We start from the raw sequence: 19,092 nt of genomic DNA, 5'->3' as shown, positions 1-19,092 counted from the left end.
GCCATGGACTGGGTGTCGTCTCCGTGGTTCTGGGCCGGCCTGGCGCTGGCGCTGTTCGCCGCCGAAGCGGTGCTGCCCGGCGCGTTCCTGCTGTGGCTGGGCTTCGCCGCCGCCGCCATGGCGCTGGTCGACTGGATCCTGCCGAGCCTGAGCCTCACCGCGCAGGCCATCCTGTTCGCCGTCCTGGCGATGCTGTCGGTGGGCCTGGGTTGGAAAGCACGCGGACGTCGCCAGCAGCGCAACGATGCGCCGCTGCTCAACCGCCGCTCCGCCCAGCTGGTGGGCCGCATCCTGCCGCTCACGCGGGCCATCGCCAACGGACGCGGCCAGGTCCACGCCGATGACGCCTACTGGGTGGTCGAAGGCCCGGACCTGCCGGAAGGTGCCAGCGTGCGCGTCGTCGCCGCTGAGGCCATGACCCTGCGCGTGGTGCCGGTGGATTGAGCGGCCGTGCGGCCGCTCAGCTTTCGCCGCGCTCGCGCGCCAGCGCGCGCCAGCCGATATCGCGGCGGTGGAATTCGCTGTTCCAGTGGATCGCGTCCACGCCCGCGTAGGCGCGCTGCTGCGCCTGCGCGACGCTGTCGCCCAGCGCGGTGACGCACAGCACCCGCCCGCCGCTGGCGATCACCCGGCCCTGCGCATCCAGCGCGGTGCCGGCGTGGAAGGCCTTGGCCTGAGCGGGTACGGCATCCAGACCTGAAATCACCTCGCCGGTGACGGGCGCTTCGGGATAGGGCCGCGAGGCCATCACCACGCCGACCGCGGCGCGTGGATCCCACTGCGCCGCCACGGCGTCGAGGCGGCCATCGATGCCCGCCTCGAGAAGGTCGACCAAATCCGAGGCCAGCCGCATCAGGATCGGCTGGGTTTCCGGATCGCCGAAGCGCGCGTTGAACTCGATCACCTTGGGCGCGCCGCTGGCGTCGATCATCAGCCCGGCGTAGAGGAAGCCGGTGAACGGCACGCCGTCGGCGGCCATGCCGGCCACGGTCGGCTCCACCACCGCGCGCATGATCCGCGCGTGGAGTTCCGGCGTGACCACCGGCGCGGGCGAATACGCGCCCATGCCGCCGGTGTTGGGGCCGGTGTCGCCGTCGCCCACGCGCTTGTGATCCTGGCTGGTGGCGAGCGGCAACGCGGTTTTGCCGTCCACCATCGAGATGAAGCTGGCCTCCTCGCCATCGAGGAACTCCTCGATCACCACCCGCGCGCCGGCGTCGCCGAAGGCGTTGCCGGAAAGCATGTCGCGCACCGCGGCCTCGGCCTCGGCCAGCGTCATCGCCACGATCACGCCCTTGCCGGCGGCCAGCCCGTCGGCCTTGATCACGATGGGTGCGCCCCCGCTCTTGATGGAAGCGGCGCGCACGTAGGCCAGCGCCGCGTCCACGTCGGTATGCACGGCGTAGAACGCGGTGGGAATCCCGTGCCGGGCGAGGAAATCCTTGGCGAACGCCTTGCTGCCTTCGAGCCGCGCGGCGGCGGCGGTCGGCCCGAAGATGCGCAACCCGGCGGCGCGGAAGCGGTCCACCACGCCCGCCACCAGCGGCCCTTCCGGCCCGACCACGGTCAGCGCCACGCCTTCGCGCTGCGCCAGCGCGAGCAGGCCGGCGAGATCGGTCGCCTTCACCGCCGCGTTACGGCATTTGGCCTCGGTCGCAGTGCCGGCGTTGCCCGGCGCGACGATGACCTCGGCCACGCGCGGCGACTGCGCCAGCTTCCACGCCAGCGCGTGTTCGCGCCCGCCCGAGCCGATGACGAGGATTTTCATGCGCTGGAACCCCTGGATGTCTGGTGCGTCGGAAAGGAATGGCCGCCAAGGTCGCGTCGCGGCCCGTGCCGCCATGGCCGAAACTTCGGCACCGCCATTGAACTTCGGCACCGCCATTGTAGGTCGGGGCTACGCCCCCGACGGAAGGTTTCAGCACGCCATAACGATAACGTCGGCCACGTAGGGCCGACCTACGCCCCCGACGGAAGCCTGAGATGTCTGGTGCGTCGGAAAAGAATGGCCGCCAAGAAGCCGCTCCGATCCCGTGCTGCATCTGCGCGCAAGTCGCCATCCGGCAGGAGCGGGCCTGCCTCCAAATGCTTGATGCCTGCGGAAAATGCCGAATAAACAAGGAATTGATGCGTTGCAGCAAACGGCTTTGGATGCCGTGCGGCAGGCGCTCGATGGCCTGCTTTCGGCGGGTGACGCCCTGCTTGTCTCGCTGGCCACCACCACCTATAGTCAGGGGTGCAAGCGTGCGTTCAGCGCACGTTGCGTTGACGCTAGCAAGTGAACACGCGGTAGTCCCTTGATTGAATCCCCGGCACGGATGAACCATGCGTAGCCTGGTCGATCAGGGGGGCTGGAAGGGGTCGCGCACGTTCGTTACCGGATGGCAACACCTTCGGCGGAGCCGCACGCCGCCTGGACTTGAAGACTCTTTGGGGAGTAATGGCATGAAAAACAGATTGATGACAGCCGTCGCGCTGGCGCTGCTGGGCGGAGGGCTCATTGCGGGCAGCTCCGCCTTTGCCGCAACGGGCGACACCGGAGCCTCGTTCGACAAGGTCACGTCGACCGCCGTGACGGCGCGCGAGTTCCATGAAGACTCGCTTGCAGCTACCGCGCCCAACGCGCCGGCAGCCATTGCGCCCTACTGCACGAACACCTACACCAGCGGCGTGGAACCGATCACGCTGGTGAAGATCAACGACATCGACAACGCCTCGGCCGCGAATGCCACCGTGGCGCACGAGGATTTCACGGCGGTGTTGGGAACGCTGCGTCCGGGTGCCCCGTACGCGGTCACGATGAAGTCCAATACGGGCGGCGCGTTTACACATGGCCACGCGCTTTATGTCGACTGGAACCAGAACGGCGTATTCACCGATCCCGGTGAGGGCTACTGGATCGGTACCATCAATGACTCCACAGGTACCGACACCAAGGAAGTCACGGCGTACATCACCGTTCCCGCCGGTGCCACGCTGGGTCCGACGCGCATGCGCGCAATGACGCGCTACAACGTCTCGGCACTCAGCGGCCTTCTGCCATGCAACACCGCGGGCTATGGCCAGTCTGAAGACTACACCGTGACCTTGGATCCGCTGGCTAGTGTTCCGCCCGCCCCGCCGTTGCTCACGGCGGATTTCGCGCCTGAACTTGGACCGGTACCGGCGAGCACGACGCTGACGCTGACGCTCAGCAATGCCACCGATGCCCTGGCAACGACAACAGCGGACTTCGTCACGAGCCTGCCCGCCGGCATGACGCTTGCGGCTGATGCCACGACGACCTGCGCAGGCTCGCTGACCGGAGCATCCGGTGGTGACACGATCACGCTTGCCACGGGTGCGACTCTTGCGCCGGGAACAAGCTGTGTCGTCAGCGCCAGCGTGGCCGTTGCCACGGCAGGAAGTTCCGTGGTGTCCTCGGGACCGCTTACCACGGCAGAGGGCAGCGTTTCCGCTGTTGCCACGTTCTTTGGCTGGGATGACAGTGGCTCCACCGGGGTGGCTACCGGCTTCGAGTCGCCGTTCACGATCGGCGCCATCAATGGACAGCAGAGTTGGTACGCAAACAGTACGGCCAATGTCATTTCCAGTGTCAATCCGGCCAACGGTTCCCAGCACTACCGTCTGACCTCCACGACCTCTGGCGGTGCGTTCGCTTTGTCTCCGAACTTCGCGGCGGGAACCACGCGCTACATTTCGGCCAGCGCGAACATCCGCATCAGTGACGCAGGTGCCTACCTCGAGTTTACGCCGCAGGATCCGGCAAACGCGGCAGTGACTACTCGTATCCGCTTTAGTGGTGCCGCCTCTCGCGACATCCAGACGGTGGACTGGTCTGCTTCGTCGTATGTGCCGACAGGCGAGACCTGGCCATTGGATACGTATTTCGAGATCAAGCTGCTTGTCGACCGCGCGACCGACAACGTTCGCATCTGCAAGGATGGCACGCAGATTTACGAAACCACGAACGGCAGTGGAACCACGGGCTTCAACAATGTCGAGAACTTTGTCCTGTCGCAGACCTCTGGCACGGGCCAGACGGCAGCCCGGACTTACGATGTCGACGACTTGGACGTGAGTTACACCCCGTCATACGAGTGTGACGGCTCGCTGCCACCCGTCACCCACACCGTGACCCCCAGCGTTGGCACGCCTTCGGGCTCGATCTCGCCGAACACGGCGCAGACGGTGGTCGATGGAGCCACCGCCACCTTCACGCTGGCGGCCGACACCGGCTACGAGATCGACAACGTCGGCGGCACCTGCGGCGGCACGCTCGATGCCGGCACCTCCGTCTACACCACGGCCGCGGTCATCGCGGACTGCACCGTCGTCGCCAACTTCAAGGCGCTTCCCGTCACCCACACCGTCACCCCCAGCGTCGGCACGCCCTCGGGTGCGATTTCGCCGAACACGGCGCAGACGGTGAACGACGGCGATGCCATCGTCTTCACGCTGACGCCCGACGCGGGCTTCGAGATCGACAACGTCGGCGGCACCTGCGGCGGCACGCTCGCGAGCGGCACGTTCACGACCGCAGCGGTCACGGCGGACTGCACCGTCATCGCCAACTTCAAGGCGGTGCCGGCTTCGACCCATGTGCGCATCAGCCAGATTTATGGCGGCGGCGGCAATACTGGCGCTACCTTCAACGCCAAGTACGTCGAGCTGTTCAACCCCGGCAGCAGCGCCGTCGCGCTCACCGGCATGTCGGTGCAGTATGCGAGTCCCGCAGGCACCAACTGGTCCGGCAGGGTGAACCTGACGGGCACGATCGGCGCGCACAGCTATTTCCTGGTTCAACTCGGTTCGGGTGCCAATGGCGCGCCCATGCCGGTGACGCCTGATCAGACCTCTACAAGCTTTAGCCCGGGTGGCACGAACGGCAATCTCGCGCTGGCCAATGTCACCACCGCACTGGCCTGTCAGAAGGCCGCGTGTGCGAGCGACCCGCAGGTCGTCGATCTGGTTGGCTTCGGTACCGGCGAGGCTTTTGAGGGCACCGCTGCGGCACCCGCTACGAGTGCGACGCTGGCGGCGTTCCGCGCCGGCGATGGCTGTATCGACACCAACGACAACGCGGCCGACTTCATTACGGCAACTCCCGCACCGCGCAACTCCGCCTCGCCGGCCAATACCTGCGGCGCGCCGCCGGTCACGCATACCGTCACCCCCAGCGTCGGCACGCCTTCGGGCGCGATCTCGCCGAACACGGCGCAGACGGTGAACGACGGCGACACCGCCGCCTTCACGCTGACGCCTGATGCGGGCTTCGAGATCGACGCCGTCGGCGGCACCTGCGGCGGCACGCTCGATTCCGGCACGTCCGTCTACACCACCGCCGCGGTCACCGCGGACTGCACCGTCATCGCCGACTTCAAGGCGATCGTGGTGCCGGGCGACCCGATCATCGACGTCACTCCAGCCAGCCTCAGCGCCTCGCAGGAAACCAACCAGACCACGACCCAGACGCTCCTGATCGAGAACCTCGGCGGCAGCGATCTGAACTGGGGCATCGAGGAAGGCCTGCCGCGCGGCACCGGCACCGGCACGGCCGAGCGCATGTCTCCGCGCCTCGCCACGCCGCGCCAGCCCGCACCGCGCGACTGGGCCCTGGCACCGATGGCCGAAGTCGTTCAGGACGGCGGCTTCGAGGCGGGCGATCCGAATCCCTTCTGGACGGTCGCTTCGCTGAATTTCGGCAGCCCGCTGTGCACCGCCGCGCTCTGCGGTACCGGCGGGGGCCTCGGCCCGCGCACGGGTACGTGGTGGACCTGGCTCGGCGGCATCGCCGCCGTCGAGACGGCCTCCGTGCAGCAGGATCTGACGATCAGCGCGGGCGGTCCTGCCACCCTCAGCTTCTGGCTGAACGTGTCGGCCACGAGCGGTGATGCCTCGGATTACATGGCGGTCCTGATCGACAGCAACGAGGTGTTCCGCGTGACGGCCGACAATGTGGCTGCCTACGCATCGGGCTACGCTCAGGTGGTCATCGACGTTTCGGCCTATGCCGACGACGCCGTGCACACCCTGAAGTTCGATTCCTCGTTCGCCGGGACGGATGTCACCAATTTCATGGTGGACGACGTCTCGCTCGACGCCGGCGCGCCGCCGGTCTCCGGCTGCACCGCGGGCGACATCCTGCCGTGGGCCAGCGTCGATACCGGCAGCGGCACGATTGCCGCCGGCGGCAACGCCACGGTGACGGTGACGTTCGATTCCACCGGTCTGGCGGTCGGCACCTACAGCGGCCTCCTGTGCGTCAACAGCAACGACCCGGTGAATCCGCAGGTCGAGGTGCCGGTCGAACTGACGGTGGCCCCGCCCGCCGGCGGCCTGGTCTGCTTCTCGCAGAGCCATTCCGTTGCCCAGACCTTCGACGGCACCTATGTGCGCTGGGAAGACAACACCTTCAGCGACACCGGATCGATCACGGGCTCGAACTTCAACCCGTATGGCGCCACTCAGCTTTCCTTCTTCTGGCCCAACTCCTCGACCGGAAACGCGGGCGTCGCATCGGCCACCACCGGCGGTACCTGGCTGGTGCTGAACCCGGGTGACACCGTGGGCCCGGCGTCGACCTTCAACACTGCCACCACGGGTGCCACCAACTGGCGCGCCGGAGCCGACGGTTATCTCGGCTTCCGGTTCGCCTGCTCGACCGCCAGCGCCTGCTACGGCTACGCGCACATGACCACGGTGGCCCCGGACGGCTATCCGGCCGTCATCGGCGACTACTGCTTCGACAGTACCGGTGCGGCGATCACCATTCCGGGCGGCATTCCCAGGCACACGGTCACCCCGAGCGTCGGCAGCCCGAGCGGCACCATCACCCCGGACACCCCGCAGCTTGTGGACGAGGGCACCACGGCGGCGTTCACGCTGAGCCCCGCGCTGGGCTACCACATCCTGGATGTCACCGGCACCTGCGGCGGCACCCTGGCGGGCAACACCTTCACCACGGATGCGGTGATGGCGGACTGCACGGTCGTGGCCAACTTCGAGATCAACGCGGCGGGTACCGATCCGGTCATCGGGGTCACCCCGGCGGCGGGCTTCAGCGTCTCGCAGAACACGAACCAGACGACCACCGACACGCTCACCATCGGAAACAGCGGTGGCGGCGACCTGAACTGGACGATCAAGGAAGAAAACCTGCCGCGTCCGCTGTCGGCCATGCCGGTGGTGGAGCGCGTGCAGCAGGCGGCCCAGGAACGGGTGGGCGCGGCGGTGCGCGGCAGCGCGCCGGCGCAGGGCGATGCGGTGAAGCTGCTCCTGCCGCAGGCTCCGGAGGCGGTACTGCATGACAACGGTCCGCTGACCACCAACGCCGGTGCAGGCGCGGGCGGTGCCGACGCCAGTGCGCTGCAGACCGCAGTGGGCAATACCGGCTACGGCTCCAATGTCAGCGTGTCCGGCGGCTTCCGCGTCGCGGATGACTTCGCGGTTCCCGCGGGCGGCTGGATGGTCGATGCGATCACCGTATTCGCCTACCAGACCGGCTCGACCACGACCTCCACGATGAATGCAGCCAACCTGCGCATCTGGGACGGTGTGCCGGGTGCCGCGGGCAGCAACATCGTGTTCGGCGACACCACCACCAACCGCCTGGCGGCCACCGCGTTCAGCGGCATCTATCGCACGCTCGATACGGACCTCACCAACGCCGATCGCCCGATCATGTCGGTCGACATCAGCGTGGGCGCGATCCTGCCCGAGGGAACCTACTGGGTCGACTGGCAGCTCGGCGGCTCGCTGGCTTCCGGTCCGTGGGCACCGGCGGTGACGCTGTCTGGCCAGACCGGCAAGCCGGGTGCCAACGCCCTGCAGTGGGACGGTACGGCCTGGGTGGCGGCAACGGATGGCGGTTCGATGGCTGCGCAGGACTACCCGTTCCAGGTCAACGGAACCCCTGCGGGCGGTGCCCCGGCCTGCACCTACCTGTCGAGCATCCCGTGGCTGTCCGCCAGCCCGGCGACCGGCACCACCGCGGCTGCCGGCAGCACGGCGGTGACCATGACGTTCGATTCCACCGGTGTGGCCATCGGCAGCTACGCGGGCAACATCTGCGTGGAAAGCAATGACCCGGCCAACCCGATGGTGGCCGTGCCCGTGGCGCTGGACGTCGTGCCCGTGGGTGCCACCTTCACGGTGACCCCGAGCGTCGGTGCCGGCAACGGCGCGATCTCGCCGAGCACCGCCGTCATCGTGGACGAGAACGGCACCACCGCGTTCACGCTCACCCCGGGTGCCGGCTACCAGCTCGGCACCGTCGGCGGCACCTGCGGCGGCACCCTGGCCGGCAACGTGTTCACCACGGCTCCGGTCACGGCCGATTGCTCGGTGATCGCGAACTTCGACGCGATCTTCCCGGCACCGTACTGCAACGTCGCCTTCCCGAGCGCCGTGGAGCCGATCAGCCGCGTGGTGTTCACCGGCATCGACAACCCGAGCGACCCGACCGTGGGCGGCAGCCCGGCGCTGGAGAACTTCCTCTCCGTGACCGGCGGCGTGGTGTCGCTGGATGGTCTGTACGACATCGCGGTCGAAGGCAACACGGGCGGCAACTACACCACCAAGGTGCGCGCCTACATCGACTGGAACCAGAACGGTTCGTTCGCCGATGCGGGCGAGATGTACAACCTCAGCGACCTGGTGAACTCCACCGGTGCCGACGGCAAGCAGGCGACCGGCAGCATCGTGGTTCCGGCCACGGCGACGCTCGGCACGACCCGCATGCGCGTGATCAAGAAGTTCAATACCGCGGCCGATCCCTGCAACACGGCCGGTTACGGCCAGGCCGAGGATTACACCCTCACGGTCAACAACGACCCGCTGCCGCAGCCTGAAGCCCAGGTGTCGCCGATCTCCCTGAGCCTCACGGCGCAGGTCGGCACGTCCGACACCGGGACGCTGACGGTGAGCAACGTGGGTCCTGGCCGACTGACCTTCAACATCACCCGCGCGCTGCCCGAAGCACAGGGCACGCCGGAGTCGATGCGCGGCGAGTCGGTGACGCGCGCCACGGTCGAGTCTCTGGCCGCACGCGCCGCCAAGCTCGGCAGCACCCTGCCGTTCGCGGTGCAGGACGACCTCATCGGTGCCTACGCCCGCGGCGGTGACCTGCCGCAGCTCGGCAACGCCATCCTGGCCAACGACCCGCTCTGCGACGTCGGCACGCCGGGCCTGGTGGTGCACGACGGCAACGGCGCGCCGGACAACGGCTACGGCTGGAATACGACCGCGGGTACCGATGCCAAGATCGTGGACAAGTTCACCCCGTCCGCGTATCCGGCCAGCTACAGCACGGTCTGCGTCTCGCTTCTGACCAATGCCGGGCTGACCAGCGCGCCGGTGCAGGTGGTGGTGTTCGCCGATGACGGTGCCGGTGGTGCGCCGGGTACTGAGCTGGGTCGCGTCAGCGCCACGGCCAACAACATCAGCAGCGCACTGGATCAGTCGTTCCAAGCGATCGACATCTCCGGCATGGGGCTGAACATCGCCAGCGGCAGCGTCTACATCGGCCTGGAGTGGAATGCCGAGACGGTCAGCGGGCTGTATCTGGCTTCGGACGAAACCACGGCGGTCGATGCCGGCGGCTATTCGTACAGCGGCGGTGCCTGGGGCGCGACGGCGGACGGTTTCCCGGACTACAAGTCGATGTTCATCCGCGCGATCGAAGTGGCGGCAGGCCCGCCGGGCACCGGCTGCGGTTCGCCGAGCGCCATCTCGTGGCTGTCGGCGGCGCCGCTGAGCGGCACCATCAACGGCCCGGGCAGCGTGGCGGTCACGGTCACGGCGAATGCGGCGAGCCTCGCGGTGGGAACCCACCAGGCCCTGCTGTGCGTCAACACCAACGACCTGGCTGCGCCGCAGTTCGAGATTCCGGTGACCTTCACGGTGACCCCGCTGCCGCCGGCGATCTTCTCCGATGGCTTCGAGGGCGATGATCCGCCGGTCGATCCGAACATCGTGACGGGCATGATCAACCTGCCCGTCGCGCTGGGCGATGGCGACGGTCTCACGATGGACTTCGCCGCCGGCCTCTGGGGCACCTACGACCCGGGTCGCAGTGACAACGTCAATCTGTATGACTACGGCGACGGTACCTTGTCCGTCTACTGGTACGGCGACGTGTTCACGGGCGTGGGCGGCGTGGTCGATGGCGGTGGCACCGAGTTCGCCGTGCTCGGCAGCGGTGCCACGGTGGGCCCGGCGTCCACCATCAGCGCCGCGTCCCTGAAGCTGGTGAATTGGGTCGGCGGAGTCGATGGTTACCTCGGCTTTGCCTTCATCAACTCCTCCACCAGCCAGGTGAACTACGGCTACATCAGAATGACGACCGTCTCGCCCGGCGGCCTGCCCGCGCAGGTGCTGGAATACGGCTACAACAGCGCCGGTGCCGCGATCACGATTCCCTGATCGGCACCCGACAGGCAACACCTTTCGAGGCCTCCCTTCCGGGAGGCCTCTTTTTTGGTGCGAAAGCCTGAATTGCCCGGAGCGCGGGCGGCCTCACCCGCGTCGCGTTGCCGCCGCCCGAGGTGCCGGGTCGAATTCGAGCAGGACGGAGCCCGCGCAGCGGATCCCGCCGGAATCCTGTCGCAATCGGCCCATGGCCCGTGCCGGCCATGTCGCGACCGGACCATGCCGCGACGGATACCCGTCGCGATGGCCCCAGGCCACGACCGATCCCCGCCGCGTCGCGACGGCAGGGCAGCCCGCGCCGTCATCCCGCAATCGCGCAGCGATGTCCGGGATCCATCCTGATCTGCGTTGAATCCGGAAAGTGCCGGGTCGCCGAAGCGCGGCCTTGCGCCGGCTCAGCCCTCGCCCATGCGCGCGGGCAGTTCCACGGCGTGCTGCACTTCGTCGACCAGGCTGCGCAGCGTCCGCTCCAGCAGCCGGCTGTCGTCGATGACCAGCGCGCGGCCGGCCTGCAGGTCCATCGCCAGCGCCTCGGGCGAGGACTCGCGCAGCCGCACGCCGTTGCGGTTCACGAACAGGCCGTGGCCGGTGTAGGGGCTGGTCCAGCACAGCTTGCCGCGTTCCATCTCGAATTCTCCCGCCTGCATGGCGCGGAACTCGATCCAGGTGCCGACCGGCAGCGAGCGCACCAGGCCGAGGGTGTCGGCATCCGGCTCGGGGCGGGTGGAAAGCTCATCGGTGAGGGATTCGCGCCACTGCGCGCTGAAGTCCGCCTGCGCCAGGCCCGGATCGGCCTCGTACATCACATCGGGCGCATCGTCGCCGCGCATCTGGGTGTCCAGGTAGTCCTGCAGTCGCGCGACCAGGGACTGGATCTCGCTCTCGTACTGCGTGACGCCGGTCAGGCCCTGGCGAAGCTGGTCGGGCAGGCACTCGCGCGCGCGGGCGAGGCGGACCGGGTCGGTGCGCAAGGCGCTGGGATCATCGGCCCACAACAGTTCTTCGACGAACGCGATCGCCTCGCCAAACGCCGCGCTGGTTTCGCCCTGCCGCAGCCAGAGCAGCGCCAGATGATTGGACCACGGCCCGCGCAGCAGCTGGCGTACCCACGGGATCGGCTCGTGTCGTTCGAGCTCGTGCTCGAACAGGGTGGCAACGCGGTTGCGCGCCAGCGTGAGGCGCTCGCGCCCGAGCACCGTTTCGATGGCGCGCTGCTCGGCGATGTCGGCGCGGCGACGGTGCGCGTCCTCGAACTGGCGCAGCGCATCGATGCCGCCGCCGAATTCGATCGGCTGACCGCTGGCGTGGTGCGAGGCGAGCTTCTCGACGATCACGGCGACCTGCTTGATCAGGTTTTCGCCGGCGTCGGCGGCGGGACACCAGCCGATCGCGGCCGTCGCCAGCTCGTCCAGAAGCTCGCGCGCCGGGTGACTCTCGGCGTGGAGCAGCCCCGGATCGGCCAGCGCCGTGCGCAGGAACGGAACGTGCAGGCGCGACAGCAGGCGCTGCATCGGCCCGGGCAGATTCGGGTCGCTGCGCACGCGCGCGAACAGCAGGCTGACGAGGTCGATGATGTCCTCGTGCTCGCTGGAAAGCACCGCGCCCTCCTGGCCGCTCACAAGGCGCGCCGAGGTGACCAGGTGGGCCTTGAAGGTCAGCGGATCGCCTTCGAAGGTCCAAAGCCGGTCGAGCGCGACGTCAAGTGCGCCGACGCTCAGCGGCTGCGCTTGTTGGGTATCCGTGCCGGCATCGGCGGCCGCCATCGCGCGGGCGCGCAGCAGCCGGTGCAGTTCGCGCAGGCGCGCGTCGTTGCCGTCCGGCACGGTGCCCGGCGGCCGGGGTGCCGGCCGCGACGCGGGAACCGGCGGCGCGCCCGGCTCCGGGATGCGGTGGCGCGCGCTGCGCCGCGCCGGCCGGGTGACGCGCGGGTGCGCCGAAGGTTCGCTCTCGGACAGGTCCGGCAGGATGCCGCCCTCGGCCAGAATGCGGTTGAGGCGGGAATAGAGGCCCGGAAGGGCGCGCAGGACGTGCTGGCCGAAGAGGCCGAACGTGATCAGGCGGATTTCGATGTGGAGTTCGAGCGGCTCGATGGCCTCGCGGAACAGGCGGCTCAGGCCGCGCGGCGAAATCGCACTGTCCTGCGGATTCCCGGGAGCGGCAACGCCCGACAGATTGGCCAGCCGGGCCAGCAGCACCTCCAGCGGGCGCGCCAGGCGTTCGGACAGGCGCTGGACGAGGCTCTCCAGGGCCATCGTCTCTTCCTGCTCGTCCTTGTCCACCAGGCGCAGCGGTCCGGTCTGGACGCCAGCCTGCGGTGCCGTGTCGCTGGAAACCAGCAGGATGTCGGCCGCTTCGAGGAAGCCGGTCTCCACCTGCACCCGCTCGCTGCGCAGCACCCGCAGCGCGTCGAAGTAGATCTGCTGCTGCGCACTCGAGCGGCTGCGCCCGGCGAGGTCGAAAAGGTGCGCGTCCAGTTCGTCCAGCAGATCGTGAAGCGGCTGCGCCAGATGCTCCTGGATCTGCTCGCGCAGGCGCGTCGGGAGGATGGCGCGAGCGTCGGCGGCGGTCATCTGGCGCTGTCGTCCGCGGTTCCGGGCGGCAGCATCAGCGCTTCGCTCGCGAGCATGACCGGGATGCCCTCGTTGATGCGATAGACCCGATCCGCATTCGCCGTGATGAGCGCGGCGCGAAGTGCCTCGCGCGCGGCGCTGCCGTCGTCGCGGTGCGCCGTACCTGCGGAGATCGCCAGATTCACTGCGGCCAGCCGCTGCGGGTCCAGCTCGCGCAGCGCCTGCCCGGAGGCCGGACAGCGCAGGATTTCGACAAGTCGGGGGTCGAGGGCCAAGGCCGGAACTCCAGGAACTGCGCAAGGATTCTGTCAGCGCGGTGCAGACACTACAATACGCGCTCGACTCGCCACGGACCAATTGGATGAGCCAGACGTTGCTGCAAGCGCAGGTGGGCCTGGTGATGGGCTCGCGCTCGGACTGGGAAACGATGTGCCATGCCGCCGCGCAGCTCGAAGCGCTGGACATCACCTTCGAGCGCGAAGTGGTGTCGGCCCATCGCACGCCCGAGCGCCTGTTCGAGTACGCCCGCACGGCGCGTGAGCGCGGTCTGAAGGCGATCATCGCGGGAGCCGGCGGTGCCGCCCACCTGCCGGGAATGCTGGCCTCGCTGACGCCGCTGCCTGTGCTCGGCGTGCCGGTGCAGTCGCGGGTGCTCAACGGGATGGACTCGCTGCTATCCATCGTGCAGATGCCGGCCGGCGTGCCGGTCGCCACCTTCGCCATCGGTCGCGCCGGAGCCGTCAACGCGGCGCTGTTCGCCGCCGCGCTTCTGGCCGCAGGCGATGCGCGCGTGCGCGAGGCGCTCGATGCGTTCCGCGCGGCGCAGACGGCGCGGGTGCGCGCGCACCCGGATCCGGCGCACTCATGACCCACGCGGGCACAGCCTCGACCGTCGGCATTCTGGGCGGCGGCCAGCTGGCGCGCATGATGGTGCTGGCCGGGCTGCCGCTGGGGCTGCGCTTTGCGCTGCTCGATCCCGCGCCCGACGCCTGTGCCGGGCAGGCCGCACCGCTGCGCGTGGCGGCCTGGGACGATGCGGACGCCCTGGCGCGGTTCGCCGACGGCATCGACCTTGCCACCTTCGACTTCGAGAACGTGCCTGCCGCCAGCCTCGACCTGCTGGCCGCGCGGGTGCCCGCGCATCCCGGGCGCGACGCGCTGGCCACGGCGCAGGATCGGCTCGTGGAAAAAACCCGCTTCAATGCGCTGGGCATCCCCACGCCCGGCTTCATGGCGGTGGATGATCGCGCCGGGCTAGCCGCCGCCGCGCGTTCGCTCGGCCTTCCCGCCATCCTCAAGACCCGTCGCTTCGGCTACGACGGCAAGGGCCAGTTCCGCCTGCGCGGCGAAGCCGACCTCGATGCCGCCTGGGCCGCGCTGGGCGATCAGGCAGCGTCGGTCGGCCTCATCCTCGAAGCTTTCGTGCCGTTTCGCCGCGAGCTGTCCGTGGTCGCGGTGCGGGCGCGGTCCGGCGAATTCGCCGCCTGGCCGATCACCGAGAACTGGCATGTCGACGGCGTGCTCTCGGCCAGCCTGGCGCCGGCCGAGGTTTCGCCGGGGCAGGAGGCCGAGGCCATCGGCCACGCCCGCCGCCTGGCCGAATCGCTCGGCTACGTCGGCGTGTTCGCACTGGAGCTGTTCGATGCGGGCGAGCGCCTGCTCGCCAACGAGATGGCTCCGCGCGTGCACAATTCCGGACACTGGACGATCGAAGGCGCGCGCACCTCGCAGTTCGAGAACCACCTGCGCGCCGTGCTCGGCTGGCCGCTGGGCGATACCGGCGCGCGCGGGGTGTCGTGCCTGCTGAACTTCCTCGGCCGGATGCCGGATGCGGGGACCGCGCTCGCCGTGCCGGGCCTGCACCTGCACGACTACGGCAAGGCACCGCGCGCCGGGCGCAAGGTCGGCCATGCGACGCTGTGCGCGTCGTCGCCAGCCGAGCTTGCCGATCGCCTGGAGCACGCCGGGCGCGCGCTGGATCGCGCCGCGCAGGTGGCACCGGTGCTGGCGCGACTGCGCCACGCGCCATAGCGCCGGCATCGGCGCGCGCGGCGCGATCCATACGCCCATGTCTTGATGCGCCACGACGTGCGGGGCGCAGAACCGCGCTGCTAAACTGGGTGGTGCTGTCCAGCAGCAGGCGCGCCGAAGCGGGCCGCGCCAGCGTTCCAATCTCTTTCCAGAGGCACTCGCCCATGAACACTGCAACCCAGGCCGCCGCCGGCATCCCGACGGTGAAGCTCCTGATCGACGGCGCGTTCGTCGATTCCCGCACCTCCGAATGGCGCGATGTCGTCAATCCGGCCACCCAGGACGTGCTGGCGCGCGTGCCCTTCGCCACGACGGCGGAGGTGGATGCGGCGGTAGCCGCGGCCAAGGAAGCCTTCAAGACCTGGCGCAAGACCCCGATCAGCACGCGGGCGCGCATCTTCCTCAAGTACCAGCAGTTGATCCGCGAACACATGCAGGAGCTCGCGGCGATCCTCACCGCCGAGCAGGGCAAGACCCTGCCCGATGCCGAGGGCGACGTGTTCCGCGGGCTGGAAGTGGTGGAGCACGCCGCCGGCATCGGCAACCTGCAGTTGGGCGAACTGGCCAACAACGTCGCCAACGGCGTGGACACCTACACCCTGCTGCAGCCGCTGGGCGTGTGCGCCGGCATCACCCCGTTCAACTTCCCCGCGATGATCCCGCTGTGGATGTTCCCGATGGCGATCGCCACCGGCAACACCTTCGTGCTCAAGCCCTCCGAACAGGACCCGATGGTGACCATGCGCCTGGTCGAACTGGCGCTGGAAGCCGGCATCCCCAAGGGCGTGCTCAACGTGGTGCACGGTGGCCCGGACGTGGTCAACGCGATCTGCGACCACCCCGACATCAAGGCCGTTTCCTTCGTCGGCTCCACGAAAGTGGGCACGCACGTCTACCAGCGCGCCGCGCTCGCCGGCAAGCGCGCGCAGTGCATGATGGGTGCCAAGAACCACGCCGTGGTGCTGCCCGACGCCAACAAGGAGCAGTCCCTCAATGCCATGGTGGGCGCGGCCTTCGGTGCCGCCGGCCAGCGCTGCATGGCGGCCTCGACCCTGGTGCTGGTGGGCGAGGCGCGCAGCTGGATTCCCGATCTGGTGGAAAAGGCCAGGGCGCTCAAGGTCAATGCCGGTACCGAGGCCGGTACGGATGTCGGCCCGGTGATTTCCTGCACCGCCCGTTCGCGCATCGAGGGCATGATCGCCTCGGGTGTCGACGAGGGCGCGCGGCTGGTGCTCGACGGGCGCAACCCGGCCATTCCCGGTTTCGAGAAGGGCAACTTCGTCGGTCCGACCATCTTCGCCGGCGTGAAGCCGGGGATGCGCATCTACGACGAGGAAATCTTCGGGCCGGTGCTGGTGATCCTCGAAGTGGACACGCTGGATGACGCCATCGCGCTGGTCAACGCCAATCCCAACGGCAACGGTACCGCGGTGTTCACCCAGTCCGGCTGGGCCGCGCGCAGGTTCCAGGAAGAGATCGACGTCGGCCAGGTCGGCATCAACCTGCCGATCCCGGTGCCGGTGCCGTACTTTTCTTTTACCGGCTCGCGCGCCTCCAAGCTCGGCGATCTTGGTCCCTACGGCAAGCAGGTCGTGGCCTTCTACACCCAGACCAAGACCGTGATCGCGCGCTGGTTCGACGAGGAAACCGCCGCGCACGGCGTCAACACCACCATTTCGCTGAAGTGAGGCGCGCGTGGATCTGGAACTGAACGAGGAACAGCAGGCCTTCCGCGACGCCGCGCGCGAGTTCGCGCAGGCGCGCATGGCGCCGTTTGCGGCGCAGTGGGATGCCGAGCACCATTTCCCGCGCGACGTGATCGCGGCCGGCGGCGAGCTGGGCTTCTGCGGCCTCTACGCCAATCCCGACATCGGCGGCCTGGGTGTCTCGCGCCTGTCGGCCGCGATGGTGTTCGAGGAGCTGGCCGCGGCCTGCCCGTCGACCGCCGCCTATTTCACCATCCACAACATGGCCACCTGGATGCTGGGCCAGTGGGGCACGGCCGAGGTCAAGGCCGAGTGGGGCGAGGCGCTGACCTCGGGCCGCAAGCTCGGCTCCTACTGCCTGACCGAGCCGGGTTCGGGTTCGGACGCGGCTTCGCTCAAGACCCGCGCCGTGCGCGAGGGCGACGGCTATCTCATCAGCGGCAGCAAGGCCTTCATTTCCGGTGGCGGCCACAGCGATCTTCTGGTCGTGATGGCGCGCACCGGGCAGGACGGCCCGAAGGGCATCAGCGCCTTCGCGGTGCCAGCCGACGCGCCCGGCATCACCTATGGCCGTCAGGAAGAAAAGATGGGCTGGCACAGCCAGCCGACCTGCGGCATCACCTTCGAGAACGTGCGCGTGCCGCTGGCCAGTCGCCTGGGCGAAGAAGGCGAGGGTTTCGTCGTCGCGATGAAGGGCCTGGACGGCGGCCGCATCAACATCGCCTCCTGCTCGCTGGGCGGGGCGCAGGCCGCGCTCGACCAGGCGCGCAGGTACCTGGGCGAACGCCGCCAGTTCGGCAAGGCACTGGCCGAGTTCCAGGCGCTGCAGTTCCGCGTGGCCGACATGGCGACCAACCTTGTGGCCTCGCGCCAGATGGTGCACAGCGCCGCCGCCAAACTCGACGCCGGCAGTGCCGACGCCAGCGCCTGGTGCGCGATGGCCAAGCGCTTCGCCACCGACACCTGCTTCGCGCTCGTGGACGACGCGCTGCAGTTGCACGGCGGCTACGGCTACACCCGCGAATTTCCGCTCGAGCGCCTGCTGCGCGACCTGCGCGTGCACCGCATCCTGGAAGGCACCAACGAGGTCATGCGCCTGATCGTCTCGCGCCGCCTGCTCGGATCGGATCGGGAATTGCGATGAGCGCGTCGGCCCTGTTCGAGGAGCGCGCCGCCGGCGCGCACCGCATCGGCATCGCTACGCTCAATGCGCCGGCGACGCTCAACGGACTGTCGCTGGAAATGGTCGATGCGCTGTCCGCGCGGCTCGACGCCTGGGCCGCGGACGCCGGCATCGCGCTGGTGCTGCTGCGCGGGGCGGGCGAAAAGGCGTTCTGCGCCGGCGGCGACCTGCACGCGCTCTACGCCGGGATGCGCGAAGCGGGCGTGGGCGGAGGTGCCCGCGTGGACCCGCTGGCGATTTCCGCCGCGCGCGGATTCTTCGAGCGCGAATACCGCCTCGACTACCGCATCCACGCCTATCCCAAGCCGATCCTGTGCTGGGGACAGGGCATCGTCATGGGTGGCGGCATCGGCCTGATGGCGGGCGCGAGCCACCGGGTGGTGACCGAAACTTCGCGCCTGGCGATGCCGGAAATCGGCATCGGGCTGTTTCCCGATGTCGGCGGTACCTGGATGCTGGCGCGCGCGCCGGGTGCGACCGGGCGCTTTCTCGCGCTCACCGGAGCCAGCATCGACGCCGCCGATGCGATCCACGCCGGCTTTGCCGACCACGCCGTCGCGGGCGCGCGCTACGAGGAGCTGCTCGATGCGCTGGCCGCGACACAGTGGCACGCGGATGCGGGCGTGAACGCCGCGCGGCTCGACGCCCTGCTGCGCGACTTCGCACTGGAGGGACTTGCGCCCGGCCCGCTGCAGCGCCTGCGCGCGCAGATCGATGCCAGCTGCGCCGGGCACTCGCTGGACGCGGCCGTCGCGGCCATCGCCGAAACCGCCTGCGATGATCCCTGGTGGCAGAGGGCGCAGGCGGCGCTGGATCGCGGCTGTCCGTCCTCGATCCGCCTGTCCTGGGAAATCCAGCGCCGCGCCAGCCGCCTGTCGCTGGCGGAAATCTTCCGGCTCGAACTCATCGCAGCACTCGCCTGCGCGGCGCACGGCGATTTCTTCGAGGGCATCCGCGCGCTGCTGATCGACAAGGACAAGGCTCCGCGCTGGAATCCGGCGACGCTGGCCGACACCGCCGGGGACTTCATCGAAACCTTCTTCACCGCGCCTTGGCCGGTCGGCGGCCATCCGCTGGCCGATCTGGGCGAGGACGATCCGCAGCGCGAGGCGTTGCGCTGAGAAAAAACGTCGGGGACGTAGCCCCGACCTACCAACCCTCTTCCCCGCGC

General features: G+C 68.9%; 10 protein-coding genes. 7 read left to right on the top strand and 3 right to left on the bottom strand.

The genetic code is table 11. The annotated features are described in order from the left end of the window. Window positions 1–3: 3 nt before the first annotated feature. On the top strand, window positions 4–444 hold the full coding sequence (locus WB794_RS00930) for an NfeD family protein (RefSeq protein ID WP_337333955.1): 441 nt from the start codon (window positions 4–6) through the stop codon (window positions 442–444). Between the two features lie 16 nt (window positions 445–460). Here WB794_RS00930 and purD read toward each other — a convergent pair whose 3' ends face one another. Continuing rightward, entirely contained in the window at window positions 461–1,768 is a 1,308-nt protein-coding gene (gene purD, locus WB794_RS00925; RefSeq protein WP_337333954.1) for a phosphoribosylamine--glycine ligase, read from the bottom strand. Window positions 1,769–2,445: 677 nt separating this feature from the next. On the opposite strand from purD, the gene WB794_RS00920 reads away from it, so the two are divergent. Beyond that, a complete protein-coding gene (locus tag WB794_RS00920; RefSeq protein WP_337333953.1) occupies window positions 2,446–10,425 on the top strand; it encodes a GEVED domain-containing protein in 7,980 nt (2,659 codons plus the stop codon). 401 nt (window positions 10,426–10,826) lie between these two features. Here WB794_RS00920 and WB794_RS00915 read toward each other — a convergent pair whose 3' ends face one another. Together WB794_RS00915 and WB794_RS00910 are read right to left on the bottom strand one after the other, a co-directional pair. Then, on the bottom strand, window positions 10,827–13,001 hold the full coding sequence (locus tag WB794_RS00915; protein WP_337333952.1) for a DUF1631 family protein: 2,175 nt from the start codon (window positions 12,999–13,001) through the stop codon (window positions 10,827–10,829). Continuing rightward, entirely contained in the window at window positions 12,998–13,276 is a 279-nt protein-coding gene (locus WB794_RS00910; protein WP_337333951.1) for a Trm112 family protein, read from the bottom strand. Before WB794_RS00910 ends, WB794_RS00915 begins: the two co-directional genes overlap by 4 nt. 86 nt (window positions 13,277–13,362) lie before the next feature. On the opposite strand from WB794_RS00910, the gene purE reads away from it, so the two are divergent. From purE to WB794_RS00885, 5 genes are all read left to right on the top strand, one after another. Further along, window positions 13,363–13,869, top strand: coding sequence for a 5-(carboxyamino)imidazole ribonucleotide mutase (gene purE / locus WB794_RS00905; protein ID WP_337333950.1), 507 nt, complete (start codon window positions 13,363–13,365; stop codon window positions 13,867–13,869). Further along, window positions 13,866–15,032 (top strand): 5-(carboxyamino)imidazole ribonucleotide synthase, encoded by a 1,167-nt coding sequence (locus WB794_RS00900; RefSeq protein WP_337333949.1) that lies wholly within the window; start codon window positions 13,866–13,868, stop codon window positions 15,030–15,032. Before purE ends, WB794_RS00900 begins: the two co-directional genes overlap by 4 nt. A gap of 164 nt (window positions 15,033–15,196) precedes the next feature. Next, window positions 15,197–16,720 (top strand): CoA-acylating methylmalonate-semialdehyde dehydrogenase, encoded by a 1,524-nt coding sequence (locus WB794_RS00895; protein WP_337333948.1) that lies wholly within the window; start codon window positions 15,197–15,199, stop codon window positions 16,718–16,720. A 7-nt stretch (window positions 16,721–16,727) separates the two neighbouring features. After that, window positions 16,728–17,882 (top strand): acyl-CoA dehydrogenase family protein, encoded by a 1,155-nt coding sequence (locus WB794_RS00890; RefSeq protein WP_337333947.1) that lies wholly within the window; start codon window positions 16,728–16,730, stop codon window positions 17,880–17,882. Beyond that, window positions 17,879–19,042 carry an enoyl-CoA hydratase/isomerase family protein gene (locus WB794_RS00885; protein WP_337333946.1) on the top strand — a complete coding sequence of 388 codons (1,164 nt, stop codon included), beginning with the start codon at window positions 17,879–17,881 and terminating at the stop codon, window positions 19,040–19,042. The genes WB794_RS00890 and WB794_RS00885 overlap by 4 nt, the downstream gene beginning before the upstream one ends. The last annotated feature ends 50 nt before the right edge of the window (window positions 19,043–19,092 follow it).

Origin of the sequence: Denitratimonas tolerans (assembly GCF_037203605.1) — a bacterium.
Classification (GTDB): Bacteria; Pseudomonadota; Gammaproteobacteria; order Xanthomonadales; family Xanthomonadaceae; genus Denitratimonas; species Denitratimonas tolerans.
Note: the sequence above shows the minus strand (reverse complement) of the source record. Positions and strands in the feature narration are given on the sequence as shown.

What these genes read in the sequence shown, in the direction of transcription:
- WB794_RS00930 (WP_337333955.1), top strand. Translation starts at nt 4, where the DNA reads ATGGACTGGGTGTCGTCTCCGTGGTTCTGGGCCGGCCTGGCGCTGGCG.
- purD (WP_337333954.1), bottom strand. Translation starts at nt 1,768, where the DNA reads ATGAAAATCCTCGTCATCGGCTCGGGCGGGCGCGAACACGCGCTGGCG.
- WB794_RS00920 (WP_337333953.1), top strand. Translation starts at nt 2,446, where the DNA reads ATGAAAAACAGATTGATGACAGCCGTCGCGCTGGCGCTGCTGGGCGGA.
- WB794_RS00915 (WP_337333952.1), bottom strand. Translation starts at nt 13,001, where the DNA reads ATGACCGCCGCCGACGCTCGCGCCATCCTCCCGACGCGCCTGCGCGAG.
- purE (WP_337333950.1), top strand. Translation starts at nt 13,363, where the DNA reads ATGAGCCAGACGTTGCTGCAAGCGCAGGTGGGCCTGGTGATGGGCTCG.
- WB794_RS00900 (WP_337333949.1), top strand. Translation starts at nt 13,866, where the DNA reads ATGACCCACGCGGGCACAGCCTCGACCGTCGGCATTCTGGGCGGCGGC.
- WB794_RS00895 (WP_337333948.1), top strand. Translation starts at nt 15,197, where the DNA reads ATGAACACTGCAACCCAGGCCGCCGCCGGCATCCCGACGGTGAAGCTC.
- WB794_RS00885 (WP_337333946.1), top strand. Translation starts at nt 17,879, where the DNA reads ATGAGCGCGTCGGCCCTGTTCGAGGAGCGCGCCGCCGGCGCGCACCGC.